Source organism: Flavobacterium sp. J49, from assembly GCF_011742145.1.
Taxonomy (GTDB): Bacteria; Bacteroidota; Bacteroidia; order Flavobacteriales; family Flavobacteriaceae; genus Flavobacterium.
On the sequence record NZ_JAAQQU010000094.1, the window covers coordinates 1 to 14,432 of the forward strand.

The 14,432-nt window shown below is 37.7% G+C and carries 10 protein-coding genes and 1 pseudogene; 1 reads left to right on the forward strand and 10 read right to left on the reverse strand.

Going from position 1 to position 14,432, the window contains the following annotated elements; all coding sequences use genetic code 11:
• The 5 genes and pseudogenes from HA632_RS02390 to HA632_RS02410 form a co-directional block, all read right to left on the reverse strand.
• Positions 1-1,436, reverse strand: a pseudogene (locus HA632_RS02390) (hypothetical protein); the annotation flags it as partial.
• 384 nt (positions 1,437-1,820) lie between these two features.
• Positions 1,821-2,765, reverse strand: coding sequence for a nitronate monooxygenase family protein (locus HA632_RS02395; RefSeq protein WP_176305641.1), 945 nt, complete (start codon positions 2,763-2,765; stop codon positions 1,821-1,823).
• Positions 2,766-2,787: 22 nt separating this feature from the next.
• On the reverse strand, positions 2,788-4,395 hold the full coding sequence (locus HA632_RS02400; RefSeq protein ID WP_176305642.1) for a S8 family serine peptidase: 1,608 nt from the start codon (positions 4,393-4,395) through the stop codon (positions 2,788-2,790).
• 25 nt (positions 4,396-4,420) lie between these two features.
• Complete coding sequence (mnmA, locus tag HA632_RS02405; RefSeq protein ID WP_176305643.1) at positions 4,421-5,608, reverse strand: tRNA 2-thiouridine(34) synthase MnmA; 1,188 nt, start codon at positions 5,606-5,608, stop codon at positions 4,421-4,423.
• A 124-nt stretch (positions 5,609-5,732) separates the two neighbouring features.
• The gene (locus HA632_RS02410; protein ID WP_176305644.1) at positions 5,733-6,440 is read right to left on the reverse strand and encodes a toxin-antitoxin system YwqK family antitoxin; all 708 of its coding nucleotides are present in this window, start codon (positions 6,438-6,440) and stop codon (positions 5,733-5,735) included.
• A gap of 321 nt (positions 6,441-6,761) precedes the next feature.
• Between HA632_RS02410 and HA632_RS02415 the strand changes: the two genes are divergently transcribed.
• Complete coding sequence (locus HA632_RS02415) at positions 6,762-7,706, forward strand: fasciclin domain-containing protein (RefSeq protein ID WP_176305645.1); 945 nt, start codon at positions 6,762-6,764, stop codon at positions 7,704-7,706.
• A 170-nt stretch (positions 7,707-7,876) separates the two neighbouring features.
• Here the strand turns inward: HA632_RS02415 and yidC are convergent, their stop codons facing one another.
• From yidC to HA632_RS02440, 5 genes are all read right to left on the reverse strand, one after another.
• Positions 7,877-9,784 (reverse strand): membrane protein insertase YidC, encoded by a 1,908-nt coding sequence (gene yidC, locus HA632_RS02420; RefSeq protein ID WP_176305646.1) that lies wholly within the window; start codon positions 9,782-9,784, stop codon positions 7,877-7,879.
• 49 nt (positions 9,785-9,833) lie between these two features.
• A complete protein-coding gene (locus HA632_RS02425) occupies positions 9,834-11,450 on the reverse strand; it encodes a CTP synthase (RefSeq protein WP_176305647.1) in 1,617 nt (538 codons plus the stop codon).
• Positions 11,451-11,636: 186 nt separating this feature from the next.
• Positions 11,637-11,870, reverse strand: coding sequence for a DUF3820 family protein (locus HA632_RS02430; protein WP_176305648.1), 234 nt, complete (start codon positions 11,868-11,870; stop codon positions 11,637-11,639).
• A gap of 90 nt (positions 11,871-11,960) precedes the next feature.
• Positions 11,961-12,365: an OsmC family protein gene (locus HA632_RS02435; RefSeq protein ID WP_176305649.1), complete on the reverse strand. Its 405-nt coding sequence runs from the start codon at positions 12,363-12,365 to the stop codon at positions 11,961-11,963.
• Positions 12,365-14,407, reverse strand: coding sequence for a LysM peptidoglycan-binding domain-containing protein (locus tag HA632_RS02440; RefSeq protein ID WP_176305650.1), 2,043 nt, complete (start codon positions 14,405-14,407; stop codon positions 12,365-12,367). The genes HA632_RS02435 and HA632_RS02440 overlap by 1 nt, the downstream gene beginning before the upstream one ends.
• Positions 14,408-14,432: the final 25 nt, after the last annotated feature.

Genomic DNA, 14,432 nt, shown 5'->3' on the forward strand with positions numbered 1-14,432 from the left:
TTAATGTTGTAAGTAACGGCTGCATCGGGTGTGCCTGTAAAAGTAAAAGTTGCGGTATCATTGGCACAGATAGTTGTTGGACTCACCGTTATACTTGCCGTTGGCAATGGTAAAACGGTTAAGGTAACACTACTGGTTTGCGGGTTAATACAACTCGGTGTACCCGAACTCGCTACACTTACAATATTGATAGTGGTGTCAGCCGAAAATGTTCCGATAATGGTAGCTATTCCGCCTGCATTTAAGGTAACCGTTTGATTGGCTCCGCCGTTAATGTTATAAGTAACTACTGCATCAGGTGTACCTGTAAAAGTAAAAGTAGCACTATCATTGGCACAGATAGTCGTTGGACTCACCGCTACACTCACTATTGGTAATGGTAATATTGTAATGGTTACCGTTGCTACGTCAGGAGCACATAGCGCAGAAGAAACAATATAAGTAAACACATATGGACTTCCAGCAAGTATCATCGTAGTAACATCTAAGGTACCTTGAAAACCATTTGTGGTAGCTATTGGCCCACTCCAAACACCAGTATTATCCGGCGACCCACCTAAAAGATTAAACAAATCAAAAGGTGCTGTTGCAGCTATCTCATTGACACAAATACTTCTATCCCCATCTGCTCCAGCATCATTTGGCTCATAAAGATTCACCAAGACTTCAAGTCTATCAACACTTTCACAAGGCGGATCAACAGTTGAAGCATAATAAGATTGTCCGTTAACCAGCGGCGTAGCCGGATTTAAAGGAATTCCGAAAACCGGAGTCAGATACCAATTATTATTTCCCGACGCCACTAAATCTGAAACTGTAGGTGGACTTCCCGGTATGTTACAAAACTCCTGAACAGCATTTCCCGTTGGCGGCGGTACCAAACCAACATTGACAAAAACAGACAACCTTGAAGTTTGACAACCGGTATCCGGATTCGTTTGACTTATATAATAAATGGTATTATCATTTAAAATATCTGTTGGAGAAAGTGCCGTCCCGCCAGTTGGAGTTGTATACCATTGCAAATTATTTCCAAAAATAACAAATTGAGGATTTGAAGGCGTTGCCTGATTCAAACTGGTCACACAAACCCCTTGGAAATTTGCTCCGGTTGGCGCGGTATATATGGTTACTGTTACGCTTTGTCTTGGACCACAGTTTCCCGTATTGTCATCAGCAAAATAATCTTCTCCATTAACTAGAACCGTAGAATTGTTCAATTGTGTATTTGAAGTAGCTGTCGCATACCATTTAATACCACCACCATTATCGGTAGCGACTAAACTGGCAACAGTTGGCGATTGGGTATCACAAAAAGATTGAGTGGTATTTGTCACTGTTGGACATTGAGAATAAATAAAACCATTCTGCCCAATTAGTGTTAATACTAAAACACAGTAAAAGAAGTAATTTTTGGCGAGAGTAGTTATTCTCATAAGCAGTTCTATTTAATACATTTGAATTCGTACAACATCACTCCTCTTCATTTTGAGACAATAAAACTTCAACCTCAATTAGCAACCGATTATAGCAAAAATCCATAGTATTGGTCGAAGTAAAATTACCACTACTATATTACCTATAATTTTGGTGGCAAACATTCACTTGTTAAAATGTTATAAACAAAATAATCAACATTGCTAACACCTTTTCAACACATCGACCACATTACATCTGTTTGATATATTGGTATTTAAAAAAATACTCTCCAAAAAAATAGGGTTACCAACAATCTTATAGAATCAATAAAAAATAAAAATTGTTAATAACTTTACGCGTTGACGTAAACCTATTAACAATAAACTGTAAAAAGAAAGTAATTAAAAAATCGAATGCTGGATTTCTCTCTTTGCCAATTCAAACTCAGAAATAATCTCATTTATAATTTCCTCTACCGATTTGATTTCATGTATTATTCCGGCGATTTGACCAATCTCTAATTCCCCTTCAATCAAATCCCCTTCAAACATCCCGCGTTTGGCTCTTGCTCTGCCTAAAAGTGTTTTTAACTCCTCTGTTGTTGGACATTTGGCATATAGTTCTTGTAGGTCGTTATAAAATTTATTTTTAATCAAACGAACCGGAGCCAATTCTTTTAGGGTCAATTGCGTATCTCCTTCTTTAACATTGACAATGGTTTGCTTAAAATTTTCATGGGCTGAACTTTCAAAAGATGCTGCAAAACGCGATCCCATCTGAACACCATCAGCACCTAATACCATAGCAGCCAACATACCTCTACCCGAAGCAATACCTCCGGCAGCAATCAAGGGAATCGAAATTTGTTCTTTGACCATTGGAATCAAAGTCAATGTAGTTGTTTCTTCTCTTCCATTGTGTCCACCGGCTTCAAAACCTTCAGCAACTACAGCATCAACACCCGCTTCTTGGGCTTTTAGGGCAAACTTGGAACTGCTCACCACATGAACCACCGTAATACCTCTTTCCTTTAAGTAACCCGTCCATGTTTTTGGATTACCGGCTGACGTAAACACAATCTTCACTCCTTCTTCAATGATGATTTGTATAATTTCTTCAATATTGGGATACAACATTGGAACATTAACCCCAAAAGGTTTGTCTGTTGCTGCCTTGCATTTTTGAAGATGTTCCCTCAATACTTCAGGATACATAGAACCGGCACCAATCAAACCTAATCCACCGGCATTACTGACGGCACTGGCTAACTTATAACCGCTGTTCCAAATCATTCCACCTTGAACTATTGGGTATTTAATATTAAAAAGTTGGGTTATTTTATTCATCTAAAAAGAAAATACTTAGGGTTTAATTCTTGATAATTTTTCCGGATTGTACCAATGAATTACTTTTTATTATATAATAGTACATACCGGAAGTCAAATGTTCTAAAGAAAGTTGTTGATTGGAAATAATGTCTCGCTCTAAAATCATTTGGCCCAAGTTATTGTAAAGTGACATAGTTGCCACTTCAAAACCGTAAGGAAAAGACACCGAAACAACATGATCAACCGGATTCGGATAAACCAAAAACCTACCCATAGTAGTATTGTTTACTGACAACGAAGCGATAGTTAAAGCACTCTGAAAATCGGGGATTCCATAACCGTACTGATTTGTTGGACTCGTAAATCTGTCAGCAGACTGTTTGACAAAATCAACCACTTGCTGGTTGGTTGCCCAAGGAATCGCTTGCCAAAAGCTGGCAACTGCACCCGCCATAATCGGACATGAAAAAGAAGTCCCGCTGGCCGTTACAATAGCTCCGCTTGTATTTGATAAAGTTGCACTTTGACCTTTGGCCATTACATCGGGTTTTATTCTTCCGTCGAAACTAGGTCCGATAGAACTAAAATTTGAATAAGTCTCGTCAAACTGAACCGAGCCAACCGCTAAAACATTAGTAGCTTCAGCCGGAACACCAATATGCGGATTAACTGTACTTCCGGTATTTCCTGCGCTGGCAATCACTATCATTCCTTTACTGAAAGCCATATTAGCGCCTTGTGAAGCAAACGCTTTATTTCCCGTCATATCAGTATAGGTATAACTGTAACTCGGATTATCATAGCCAAAATACCCCAATGAAGTTGTAATAACATCAACACCAAGCCTGTCAGCTTCTTCTGCTGCTTGTACCCAATAGCTTTCTTCTACAGGATTTTCAGCCACTACATCTTCTGTAATAAATAAATAATACTGTGCATCGGGAGCAGTTCCTACCAACTGTCCATCGACAAAACCTGCCATACAGGACAACGTCATAGTTCCGTGATTATGGGTTGAAAAAACATCTGTATTTCCACCGACATAATTGTATCCGCCCAAATACAAACCATTATTAAACATCCTGTTGAAGGGAATAATGGTATTGACTGCCGAGAATCCGGAATCCATGACGGCTATTATTTTTCCTGAACCGGTAAAATCTTGTTGGTGTAACAAATGAGCATTTAACATTTGCACCTGATTGGCTGAATTCCCATAGGCAAAAGTAGTTTGAACATCCATTTGCTTATTTACCGCAACAATCGTATTAGGTCTGCTCATTCTGGCATTAAGAGAATGATTTGCATAGTGTATATGATCTACAAAGGACAATGCGGACAAAGCCTGAATATCGGCTAAACTACCTCGTACATGAAGACAATTAAGCCATTTGGACTGGGCTTTTACTTGAATGCCTTGAGCGGCTGTGATTTGGTCGATGTAAGATTGTTCAATGGGCGCGTCACTAACAGCCAAAGCAATTCCCTGTGCTGCTCTTCTGTCTAAAGCCCTTTGGGTTAACATGGATAAAGGATTGCTTAAGAATGTTTGCGCATTGGGTTTGCCATTAAAATAAACCCAAGCATCTTCTTGAGCATAGCCTATTAAGCTACACAGAAAGAATGCAAAAAGTAACAGTTTCTTCATAGCTATACTTTTGTAAAGTGCTAATTTATGAAATTACTCCTGAACCAACTAATTCGTCTCCAATATTCCAGGCGACAAACTGCCCTTCCGTGATCGCTGATTGTGGTTCATCAAAAGAAACATATAAACCGCTTTCAAATTGATACAAAGTAGCTTTTTGTAAAGCCTGACGGTAACGAATCCGAGCCATTACTTGCATGGTTTCACCGTTTTTAAGCGTCAAATCTTCTCGTATCCAATGAATTTCTGAAGGTTGCACGCACAACGTTTTTTTAAACAGACCTGGATGGTTCGCCCCTTGACCCGTATAAATCGCGTTGGTTTTTACATCAGTGGCTATGATAAAAAGGGCTTCTTTAGTACCACCAACGTTCAATCCTTTTCTTTGACCAATGGTGAAATAATGAGCACCTTGATGCTTACCCACCACTTTTCCATTTTCTGAAGTATAGGAAATGCCACGGGACTCAAAAGCCAATTGCTCTTCTAATGAATTAAAAGTTGGAATTTCTTGGTTGTAGATATTATCATCGGCTGCGATTTCATAAATCAAGCCTTCCTTGGGTTGTAATTGTTGCTGCAAAAATTCAGGCAAACGCACTTTACCAATAAAGCACAAGCCTTGAGAATCTTTTTTTTCTGCAGTAACCAAATCCAATTGCATGGCAATTTCACGCACTTCGGGTTTGGTTAATTCTCCTATAGGGAATAAAGATTTGGACAATTGTTCTTGTGACAACTGACAAAGAAAATAAGATTGGTCTTTGTTACCGTCAATTCCCGCCAACAATTGATACGTTTCTTTTCCGTCTTTTTGGATAGTTCCTTTTCGGCAATAATGTCCGGTTGCCACATAATCGGCGCCCAAACTTAATGCGATTTTCATAAAAACATCAAACTTGATTTCACGATTACATAACACGTCAGGATTTGGCGTCCTTCCTTGCTCGTATTCGTTAAACATATAGTCGACAATCTTTTCTTTGTATTGTTCGCTTAAATCAACCGTTTGGAAAGGAATTCCCAGTTTTTCAGCCACCAGCAATGCATCGTTACTGTCTTCCAGCCACGGACATTCATTGGAAATGGTTACCGAATCGTCGTGCCAGTTCTTCATAAAAAGACCGATGACTTCATAGCCTTGTTCTTTTAACAAATAAGCAGCAACACTCGAATCAACACCTCCGGAAAGCCCGACAACAACTCTTTTCATTTTTACAGCAAAATATTTTGCTGCAAAGTTAAGTCAAAATATGAATAATTAAATCAACGCTCATTAGTTTAAGCAATTCTGAAGTAACCAAAACTTATAAACTTATTGGTATGAATTTGAAAAATTACTCTTTTGGTTGTTTAGGCATATTGGGTCTTTTGAAGTTTTTATTTTCGTAGTTCATGTTGACCTCTTTTATTTTTCCTTTTTCAAGAACTTTCCAGATCCCTATTTTCTTTCCGTTTTTGAATACACCTTGACCGGTAATTTTGTTGGTAGCATCTCTGTAAATCGCCAAACCATCCAATAGGTTATTCTTATAATTACTTTCCTCCATTACCACGTCATTTTCGGCATAACTTTTATACGGTCCTTCTTTAATTCCGTTCTTATAGGTGGTTTCCTCCGCAATTTTTCCGCTGTTGTAGTAAACCTTTCTAACCCCATTCAACTTTCCATTGGTATAATTTTCCAAAGTCATGATAACTGGAGAATTGAGATGATAGTATTTCCATTCGCCTTCAAATTGTTTATCAACCACTTTGCCTTCGCTGACTTTATTGTTCTTTTGATTGAAGAAAGTTGTATAACATGAATTGTCATTGGCACTGAAATCTCTGGTAGCAATTACAGTCCCCGCTTTGGTATCATCAAAGAATTTAAAAACACCAACTTCTTTTCCATGGTCGAAAGTTCCTTCATATCTTGGTCTTTTCGACTCTTCATAAATACCTTTCCAAAGACCGTGCTTCTTGCCATTTTCGTCTAACTGATTAAAATTTTGGGCGAAGAGAAAAAAGGTATTCAATAAAAAAAGAAAAATATATTTCATAAGAGAAAGTGGTTAACGGGATAAAAAACTATGTACAAATTTATAGTTAATATAGAAACGGCAAATATTTTTTTTTAGTATAACGCCCATTGTTAAAAATATTCTAAAATCGATACCCGTTTTGTTTAACTTTTTACACATAACTTTAGAAGTCGAAATTGACAAAACTTACGAAAAACAATATAAACCACTGTTTTAATGACACTTACACCTGTTAAACAAAACTGTTAAAATATTTATAAAATTTGTTTTGTTTATTTTTTTGTGATTTTCGTTAAACAAAAAGAAGTAATTTAGCACAAACATTTAAACAAAAAAACTATGAAAAATCTAACTAAATTAGTAGGAATTGCTTTGCTGTCCGTTTTTGCTTTTTCGTGTAGCGATGACGATGACAACTCAAATCAACTTCAAACCATTGCTGCAATTGCTGCTGCAGATGCCAACTTCAGTATTTTGGTTGAGGCATTAACCCGAACAGGATTAGCTTCAACGTTTGACAGTCCGGGAGATTTTACCGTATTTGCTCCAACGAATGACAAGTTTCAAGCTTTTTTAACCGCTAACGGATTCGCAAATGTTAATGCCGTTCCTATTCCGTTACTAACTGAAATCTTGAAAAACCATGTTGTGTCCGGTTCATTTTACAGTAACGAATTGGCTACCGGTTATGTAAAAACATTAGCTAAAGGCGCTGCTTCCAGCACAAACACTTTGAGTATGTATGTAGAAATTGGTTCTACAGTAAAATTAAACGGTGGCGCAAGCAATGGCGGTGCAACTGTAGTAACTGCCAACATTGAAGCGTCTAACGGTGTTATTCATGTGGTTGACAATGTGATTGGTCTGCCGACAGTTGTAAACCATGCTGTAGCAAACCCGAACTTCACAACTTTAGTGGGCTTAGTAAGTGGCGCTGGTTTAGTTCCAACACTAAGCGGAACAGCCGGTTCACCATTCACAGTTTTTGCTCCTACAAACGGCGCATTTACCACTTTTGAATCACAAAATCCAGGTGTATTGGCGAGCTTGACTTCGGCTCAAGTAACCTCTGTTTTAACTTATCATGTAGTTGGAGGTGCCAATGTACTTTCTACAGGAATTCCGTCAACACCAATTACTACATTGGAATCAGGAACATTCACTATTGTCGGAACCACCATAACGGATGAAGCCAACAGACAAACCGGCATTGTTGCAGTAGATGTTCAAGGTTCAAATGGCGTAATCCATGTAATCAATAACGTATTATTACCATCGTTATAATTAACCCATTGCTATGAAATAGAAAAGCGCAGTTCACACTGCGCTTTTTTTATGACCCTAATTCTAATGTCCTATAGTTGGCCGCTTTTACGGCAGCAGTTGTGTAAAATAAAAAACTCTGTTTAAAGGTATCTTATTAAACAGAGTTTTGAAAATTTACAATTCGGTAATTATTTCTTTTTGTTTTGAAGCTTCTTTTGCTCTTCGGCTTGCTCCATCATTTCACGCATCTTTCTTTGGAACTTTCCTTCTGTTTTAGGCTTAGCTTTATTCTCCTGAATTTGAGCATGAATTTTATCACTGTCGATAAAGTATTTTTTAATCACCAACATAATGCCAATGGTAATCAAGTTGGAAATAAAGTTATACAAACTCAAACCTGAACCGTAGTTATTGAAGAACAACAACATCATTATCGGCGAAAGGTAAATCATGATTTTCATAATTTTACCCATATCCGGCATACCTTCTTGTGGCGGTTGGGCCATAGCTTGATCACCTGAAGTCATTTTCATATAAAAGAAAATCGCAATAGCAGCCAAAATCGGGAACAAACTGATGTGATTGCCATAAATAGCTGATATAATAGGAATGTGCGTATCCCAAGTAATTACGGCATCAAAAGAAGACAAATCTTCTGCCCAAAGGAATCCTTTTTGTCTCAACTCAATGGCTGACGGGAAGAATTGGAAAGACGCATACATAAACGGAATCTGAATCAAAGCCGGTATACATCCTGCCATCGGATTCACTCCTGCTTTGTTGTATAATTTCATCGTTTCCTGTTGCTTTTTCATTGGATCTTTTTTGAATTTTTCTCCAATTTCCATGATTTCGGGACGCAATACTTTCATCTTGGCTTGTGACAAGAACGACTTGAACGTGATAGGTGACATCGCAATTTTGATTAAAATTGTAAAGACAATAATTGCAATTCCCAATCCCATAAAAGTGCTCAGGAAACCAAATAACGGCACAAAAATGAATTTGTTAATCCACCCGAAAATCCCCCAACCTAATGGTATAATCTCGTCTAAGTTTCTGTCATAATCGTTCAAAATGGTATAGTCTGACGGACCGTAATACCAATTCATTTTATAATCTAACTCGCCATTGGTATAAGCTAAGGCAGAGTTAGTTTTGAATTCTTTAGTGAAAATTGTGTCTTTGGAAACATCATCTACTAAATCATGTGAATGCAACTTGGCAGTCTCAAAAGGGGTTTTGGTCAACAAGATTGAAGAGAAAAAATGCTGTTTATAGGCAATGTAAGTTACTTTCTCCGGCGTTTCTTCTTTATCTTTTCCTTGGCCTACATAATCGTCTTTTCCTTCTTCATATTCAAAAACAATTTCAGCATAACGATTTTCATAAGAGATGCTTTTTTCGTTTCTGTAGGTTTTCATGTTCCATTGGAAATCGACCGGTTTTGAAGTATTCAAAGTGGTGTTTAAACCTTGAGAGCGAATATCGAAATCAAGCATGTAATCATTCGGTTTTAATACGTATTTGTATTCCAAATAACTATTGGCGCTCGACTTCAATTTCATCGAAAGCACTTGGTTACCATCAACTTTAGTCAAGGTTGGCTCAAAAAATAAATCTTTGGTATTCAACACTCGGTTGTCTTTGGTTTGCAACTGCAAATTAAAATTAGCATTGTTATTTTTGATTAACTCAACCAATTCTTTCGACTTTTTGTCAAATTTTTTGAATTTTTTTAGCGTGGCATCAGCTATATAACCGCCTTTGTTGGCAATTTTCAGCACCATCAATTCGTTTTCAATGGTGGTAAACTCTTCTTTCGCAGAAGGTAAAGTCGCTGAGTAAGCAAAGCTTCCTAAAGTACCTTGTAGTTTTTGAATTTTAACCGAATCGGCTACAGTAGTATCGGTGATGGTTTGGGCAACTTCTTTTGTGGTTTCCCCTTTTGCCTTTGTTTCTGCCGCTTTTTCTGTTTTGGCTTTGTCCTGATTCTTTACTTCATCTTCTCTGTTATTGTACATCATCCAAAGGATAATCACAAAGATTAAAGCAAAACCGATAATCGAATTAAAATCAAATTTCTTTTGTTCCATTTTTTAATTATTTGTCATATGAAGCAACAAGGGATTAATTGTTACCACTTTATTTTTTATGTTTTACCATTGCGGCCACAAAGCTAACGAAAATTGGGTGTGGATTGGCAACAGTACTCTTATATTCCGGATGGTATTGTACACCGATGAAAAAAGGATGATTTCCTAATTCAATGATTTCAACCAAACCGGTATCAGGATTAACTCCCGAAGCTTTTAAACCGGCAGCTTCCAATTGTTTTCTGTACTCATTATTGAATTCATAACGGTGACGGTGACGTTCTTGGATTTGGCTTTTGCCATAAATTTCATGGGCCAAACTTCCTTCTTTAATATCACATTTCCATGCTCCTAGACGCATCGTTCCGCCTTTGTCGGTAATGTTTTTTTGTTCTTCCATAATGGAAATTACCGGATGCTTGGTTTCCTCATTCATTTCAGTAGAATTGGCTTCTTTTAAGCCGAGGACATTTCTTGCATACTCGATAACCGCCATTTGCATACCTAAACAAATTCCGAAAAAAGGAATGTTGTTTTCACGGGCATAACGAACCGTATCAATTTTTCCTTCGATACCTCGACCGCCAAAACCAGGTGCCACCAAAATTCCGTCTAATCCTTGTAATTGTTCCGCTGCAGAGTTTTCATCAAGATATTCTGAGTGAATGCTGATTACGTTTACTTTGGTCTGATTTGCAGCACCGGCGTGAATAAACGCTTCTAAAATCGATTTATAGGAATCTTGTAATTCTACATATTTTCCAACCAAACCAACGTTAACCGATTGTTTCGGATGTTTTAATCGGTGTAAAAAAGTATTCCAGGTTTTTAAATCCGGAGCGGCTTTTTTAGGCAAGTTTAATTTCTTTAAAGCTACGATGTCTAAACCTTCTTCCAACATCAAATTGGGCACTTCATAAATCGTTGAAGCATCTATAGATTGAATAACGGCTTCGCGTTTAACATTGCAAAATAACGCTAATTTTTGACGCAATTCGTCTGACAATTCGTGTTCGGTTCTACAAACTAGGATATCGGCTTTAATTCCGCTTTCCATCAAGGTTTTTACCGAGTGTTGGGTTGGCTTTGTTTTTAATTCTCCGGCTGCCGCCAAATAAGGAACCAAGGTCAAATGGATTACTAATGAATTAGATTCTCCCAACTCCCATACCAATTGACGCACAGATTCGATATAAGGCAACGATTCGATATCACCGACTGTTCCGCCAATTTCTGTAATCACAATGTCGAAATCACCTGATTGACCAAGCAATTGCATGCGGTCTTTAATTTCGTTGGTAATATGAGGAACGACTTGAACCGTTTTTCCTAAAAATTCACCTCTTCGCTCTTTTTCTATTACCGAAAGATATACTCTTCCTGTAGTTACGTTATTCGCTTGTGAAGTCGGAACGTTTAAGAAACGCTCGTAATGGCCTAAATCCAAATCGGTTTCCGCACCATCATCCGTTACGAAACATTCTCCGTGCTCGTAAGGATTTAAAGTTCCGGGATCAACATTGATGTAAGGATCAAACTTTTGTATGGTCGTTCGATAACCTCTAGCCTGTAGTAACTTGGCTAGGGAAGCTGCGATGATTCCTTTTCCTAAGGAAGATGTCACACCGCCGGTAACAAAAATGTATTTTGTTTGTGTTTGGTTCATTGTAAATTATGTTGTTGTGTTGTTGTTGTAAAAAACGAGGCAAAAATACAATATTAAAGTCAATTTGAAGAGGTGTTAATTTGAAAATTTGAAAATGATAATTCATACTTAATAAAACAAAATTTTCAAATCTTCAAATCGTTAAATTTTCACCCGAAGGCAAAGCCTGAATTGAGCGAAGCTAAATTAAATTGGTCTAGGATATTGCTTTTTGATATTGCGCACCAATTCTTCCAAACCGTTTAATTTGAGTTCGTATACAAGTTGGAGTTGCTCACCGAGTTGTCCTTTCGGAAATCCTTTTTGCGAATACCAAACCACGTAATATTCGGGCAAGTCAATCAGATAGTAGCCTTCATATTTGCCGAAAGGCATCTTGGTGTGTGCTAGTTTGATAAGAAGTTGTTGTTGTGAATTCATTAAAAGAAAATAGAATAAAGAATATAGAACATAGACTTGAAATTAATGAGAAAGAATCTATGTTCTATTTTCTATTCTCTTTATTCTAAATCATTTCCAATTAAAAACGATTTCTCTTTTGATATCAGGATGTAAGCTAAAATGCACCGGACAAGTTAATGCTGTTCTTTCCAAAATAGTTTTGGTCTTCTCATCGGCTTCGACATTCATTTCGAAAGTCACGTGAATTTCGGAAATTCTCCTTGGGTCGGCGGCCATTATCTTAGTTACTTCGGCAGTTGAACCGGTAAAATCCACTTCCATTTCTCGGGCTTTGATTCCCATAACGATCATCATACAAGTCGCAAATCCATTGGCGACAGTATCGGTTGGAGAAAAAGCTTCTCCTTTGCCGTTATTGTCTAATGGTGCATCTGAAATGATTTCGCTTCCTGATTGCAAGTGAATGGAAGAGGTTCTTAAATCTCCTAAATAAGTAACTTTGGATGTGGGCATTATAAAGCTTCTTTGATGGTTAAATCAGTGTCGTAATACAAAATATAAATTCCGTTATTAGAATAACCGTAGCTAGTATTTTGGGTATAATCGAATTTGTTTTCTATTTGCTCGGAAGCATCGGTTTGAATGGTTTCTTCAAAAGTCTTTTCCTGAGACAAACGCAGTAAAGCATCAAATGTCACATCAAAACCTCTTATGGCGTATTGATTGGGAATGATTTTATTGAACTTCTTGTACTTCGCATCAAACTGATTGGCTTCAATAGTTTCGTTAGGTCTGGACAAGGACGGATAGAGTAATTTCAATTTCGTCAAACGGGTTAAAGATATTTCTTCAAAATCTAATGTTTCATTAGGTTCCATTATGACCAATTGTACTTGATAGTCTTTTTGCGCAGCCAGCATTGCATTGGTCATCGCCAAAATCATCCCGGTACTTTCGGAAGCCAACAGTACATAGTTCATTTTGTCCTTTTGTAAATGCACCCGCAAACTGTCAGCTACAAAACTTCCTTTGGCACTTAAACCAACTAGTTTAGTATCGCTTTGCATTTCCTGAATGTATTGTTTTACACTTCCTTTTTTGGCATCAATAACAGCAATAATATTACCGCCTTTGGCTTTCATATATTGAAAAACAGAACCGCGCATTTGCTCTAAAGAAGGCATTGACTGGTACAAATTGGCAAATTTCTTTCCAATCTCTTTGGATAACGGAGAAATAACCGGTGTTTTGGTTGGCTCAACTAACTCGGCTAATTTTTCAACATTGGCTTGGTAAAACGGCCCAATAATCGCGTCCATGCTTGCTAAACTGTTTTGCTGCACCAATGTGGCAACGTTGGAACTGCTCTTGGTTTCTTGGGAATCTAAAATTTTGATATCAACGTTCATGCCCAGTACTTTGGCAGAATCAATAGCCATCAAAGCGCCGGAATAGAAATCTAAAGTCAGGTTAAGGAACTTGTCCTTTTTCAAACGCGCCTGGGTCGAATTGACCGTATCGTTTTCAATCTTACTGATGTTAAAGGGTAAAAGTAATGCGAGTTGTTTTCTCGCATTGGTGTTTAAATTCTTCATTAAATTGCCTTGCTCCTTTTTGGGGATATTTACTTTTTCACCCATGGGCACTCGCAAAATCATGCCGAGTTTAATTCCTTTTTTCAATTCAGGGTTTAGCTGAATTAATTCGGTTTCTGTGATACCGAAATCATTGGCTATGCTTTGAATGGTTTCTTTAGGTTTCACCACATACTCCTGCAGGTATTTTTTTCCTGAATTCGGATTGGCGTCTTTGGGTTTGTCTTTTATCGGTTCGGCCGATTCCACAGGCTTTGAAGCAACCGCAGGTGCATTTCCCGAAACCACTAATTTTAATCCCACCGGAAAATCGGAAACAATCGCCGGATTTAATCTTTCCAACTCTTGAATAGTCATTCCGTATTTTTTAGAAATACCGTACTTGGTTTCCTTTGGTTCGATGATGTGATAAGCAGCATTTGCCTTTGGAGTTTCTACTTTTGGTTCGCTTTTCACGACTACTTTCGGTGTCTCTTTTGGTGCCGAAACCGGTTTTTCTAGAGGTGGTTTTTCATAAGTATCCTTACTTGCTATACCAACGGAAGGAATCTTAATGGTTTGACCAATTTTCAAACCCTCTTTTAGCAAATCACCATTGGCTTCTTTTATAGCCTCAACCGAAACACCATATTGTCTTGAAAGACTGAACAAGGTTTCTTTCGGTTGTACCAAATGAGTGGTTGGATTTGAACCGGCTTTAGGCTGCGTTTGCTTTGGCACAATTACCGTTGGCTCTGCCGATGATGGCGGAATCAATAAAACGCTGTTCAGTTGGATTCCGTTTTGGGAATCGGGATTAAGTTTATAAATGTCAAAAGGAGTTACCTTGTATTTTTGCGCTATTAACGTAATCGTTTCCCCTTGCGCCACAGTGTGCTTGACGTATTTGTCCTGTTTCGCCGAAGAGCTAAACGAGACAATCAGTACAAAAAGCAGTGAGAAAATAATTCGGTTTTTCATAAATTGGTCATTTATTTAACGTTAA

Bases quoted from the DNA above. Each gene is read 5' to 3' on its own strand.
- HA632_RS02395 (WP_176305641.1), bottom strand. From the start codon at position 2,765: ATGAATAAAATAACCCAACTTTTTAATATTAAATACCCAATAGTTCAA.
- HA632_RS02400 (WP_176305642.1), bottom strand. From the start codon at position 4,395: ATGAAGAAACTGTTACTTTTTGCATTCTTTCTGTGTAGCTTAATAGGC.
- mnmA (WP_176305643.1), bottom strand. From the start codon at position 5,608: ATGAAAAGAGTTGTTGTCGGGCTTTCCGGAGGTGTTGATTCGAGTGTT.
- HA632_RS02410 (WP_176305644.1), bottom strand. From the start codon at position 6,440: ATGAAATATATTTTTCTTTTTTTATTGAATACCTTTTTTCTCTTCGCC.
- HA632_RS02415 (WP_176305645.1), top strand. From the start codon at position 6,762: ATGAAAAATCTAACTAAATTAGTAGGAATTGCTTTGCTGTCCGTTTTT.
- yidC (WP_176305646.1), bottom strand. From the start codon at position 9,784: ATGGAACAAAAGAAATTTGATTTTAATTCGATTATCGGTTTTGCTTTA.
- HA632_RS02425 (WP_176305647.1), bottom strand. From the start codon at position 11,450: ATGAACCAAACACAAACAAAATACATTTTTGTTACCGGCGGTGTGACA.
- HA632_RS02430 (WP_176305648.1), bottom strand. From the start codon at position 11,870: ATGAATTCACAACAACAACTTCTTATCAAACTAGCACACACCAAGATG.
- HA632_RS02435 (WP_176305649.1), bottom strand. From the start codon at position 12,365: ATGCCCACATCCAAAGTTACTTATTTAGGAGATTTAAGAACCTCTTCC.
- HA632_RS02440 (WP_176305650.1), bottom strand. From the start codon at position 14,407: ATGAAAAACCGAATTATTTTCTCACTGCTTTTTGTACTGATTGTCTCG.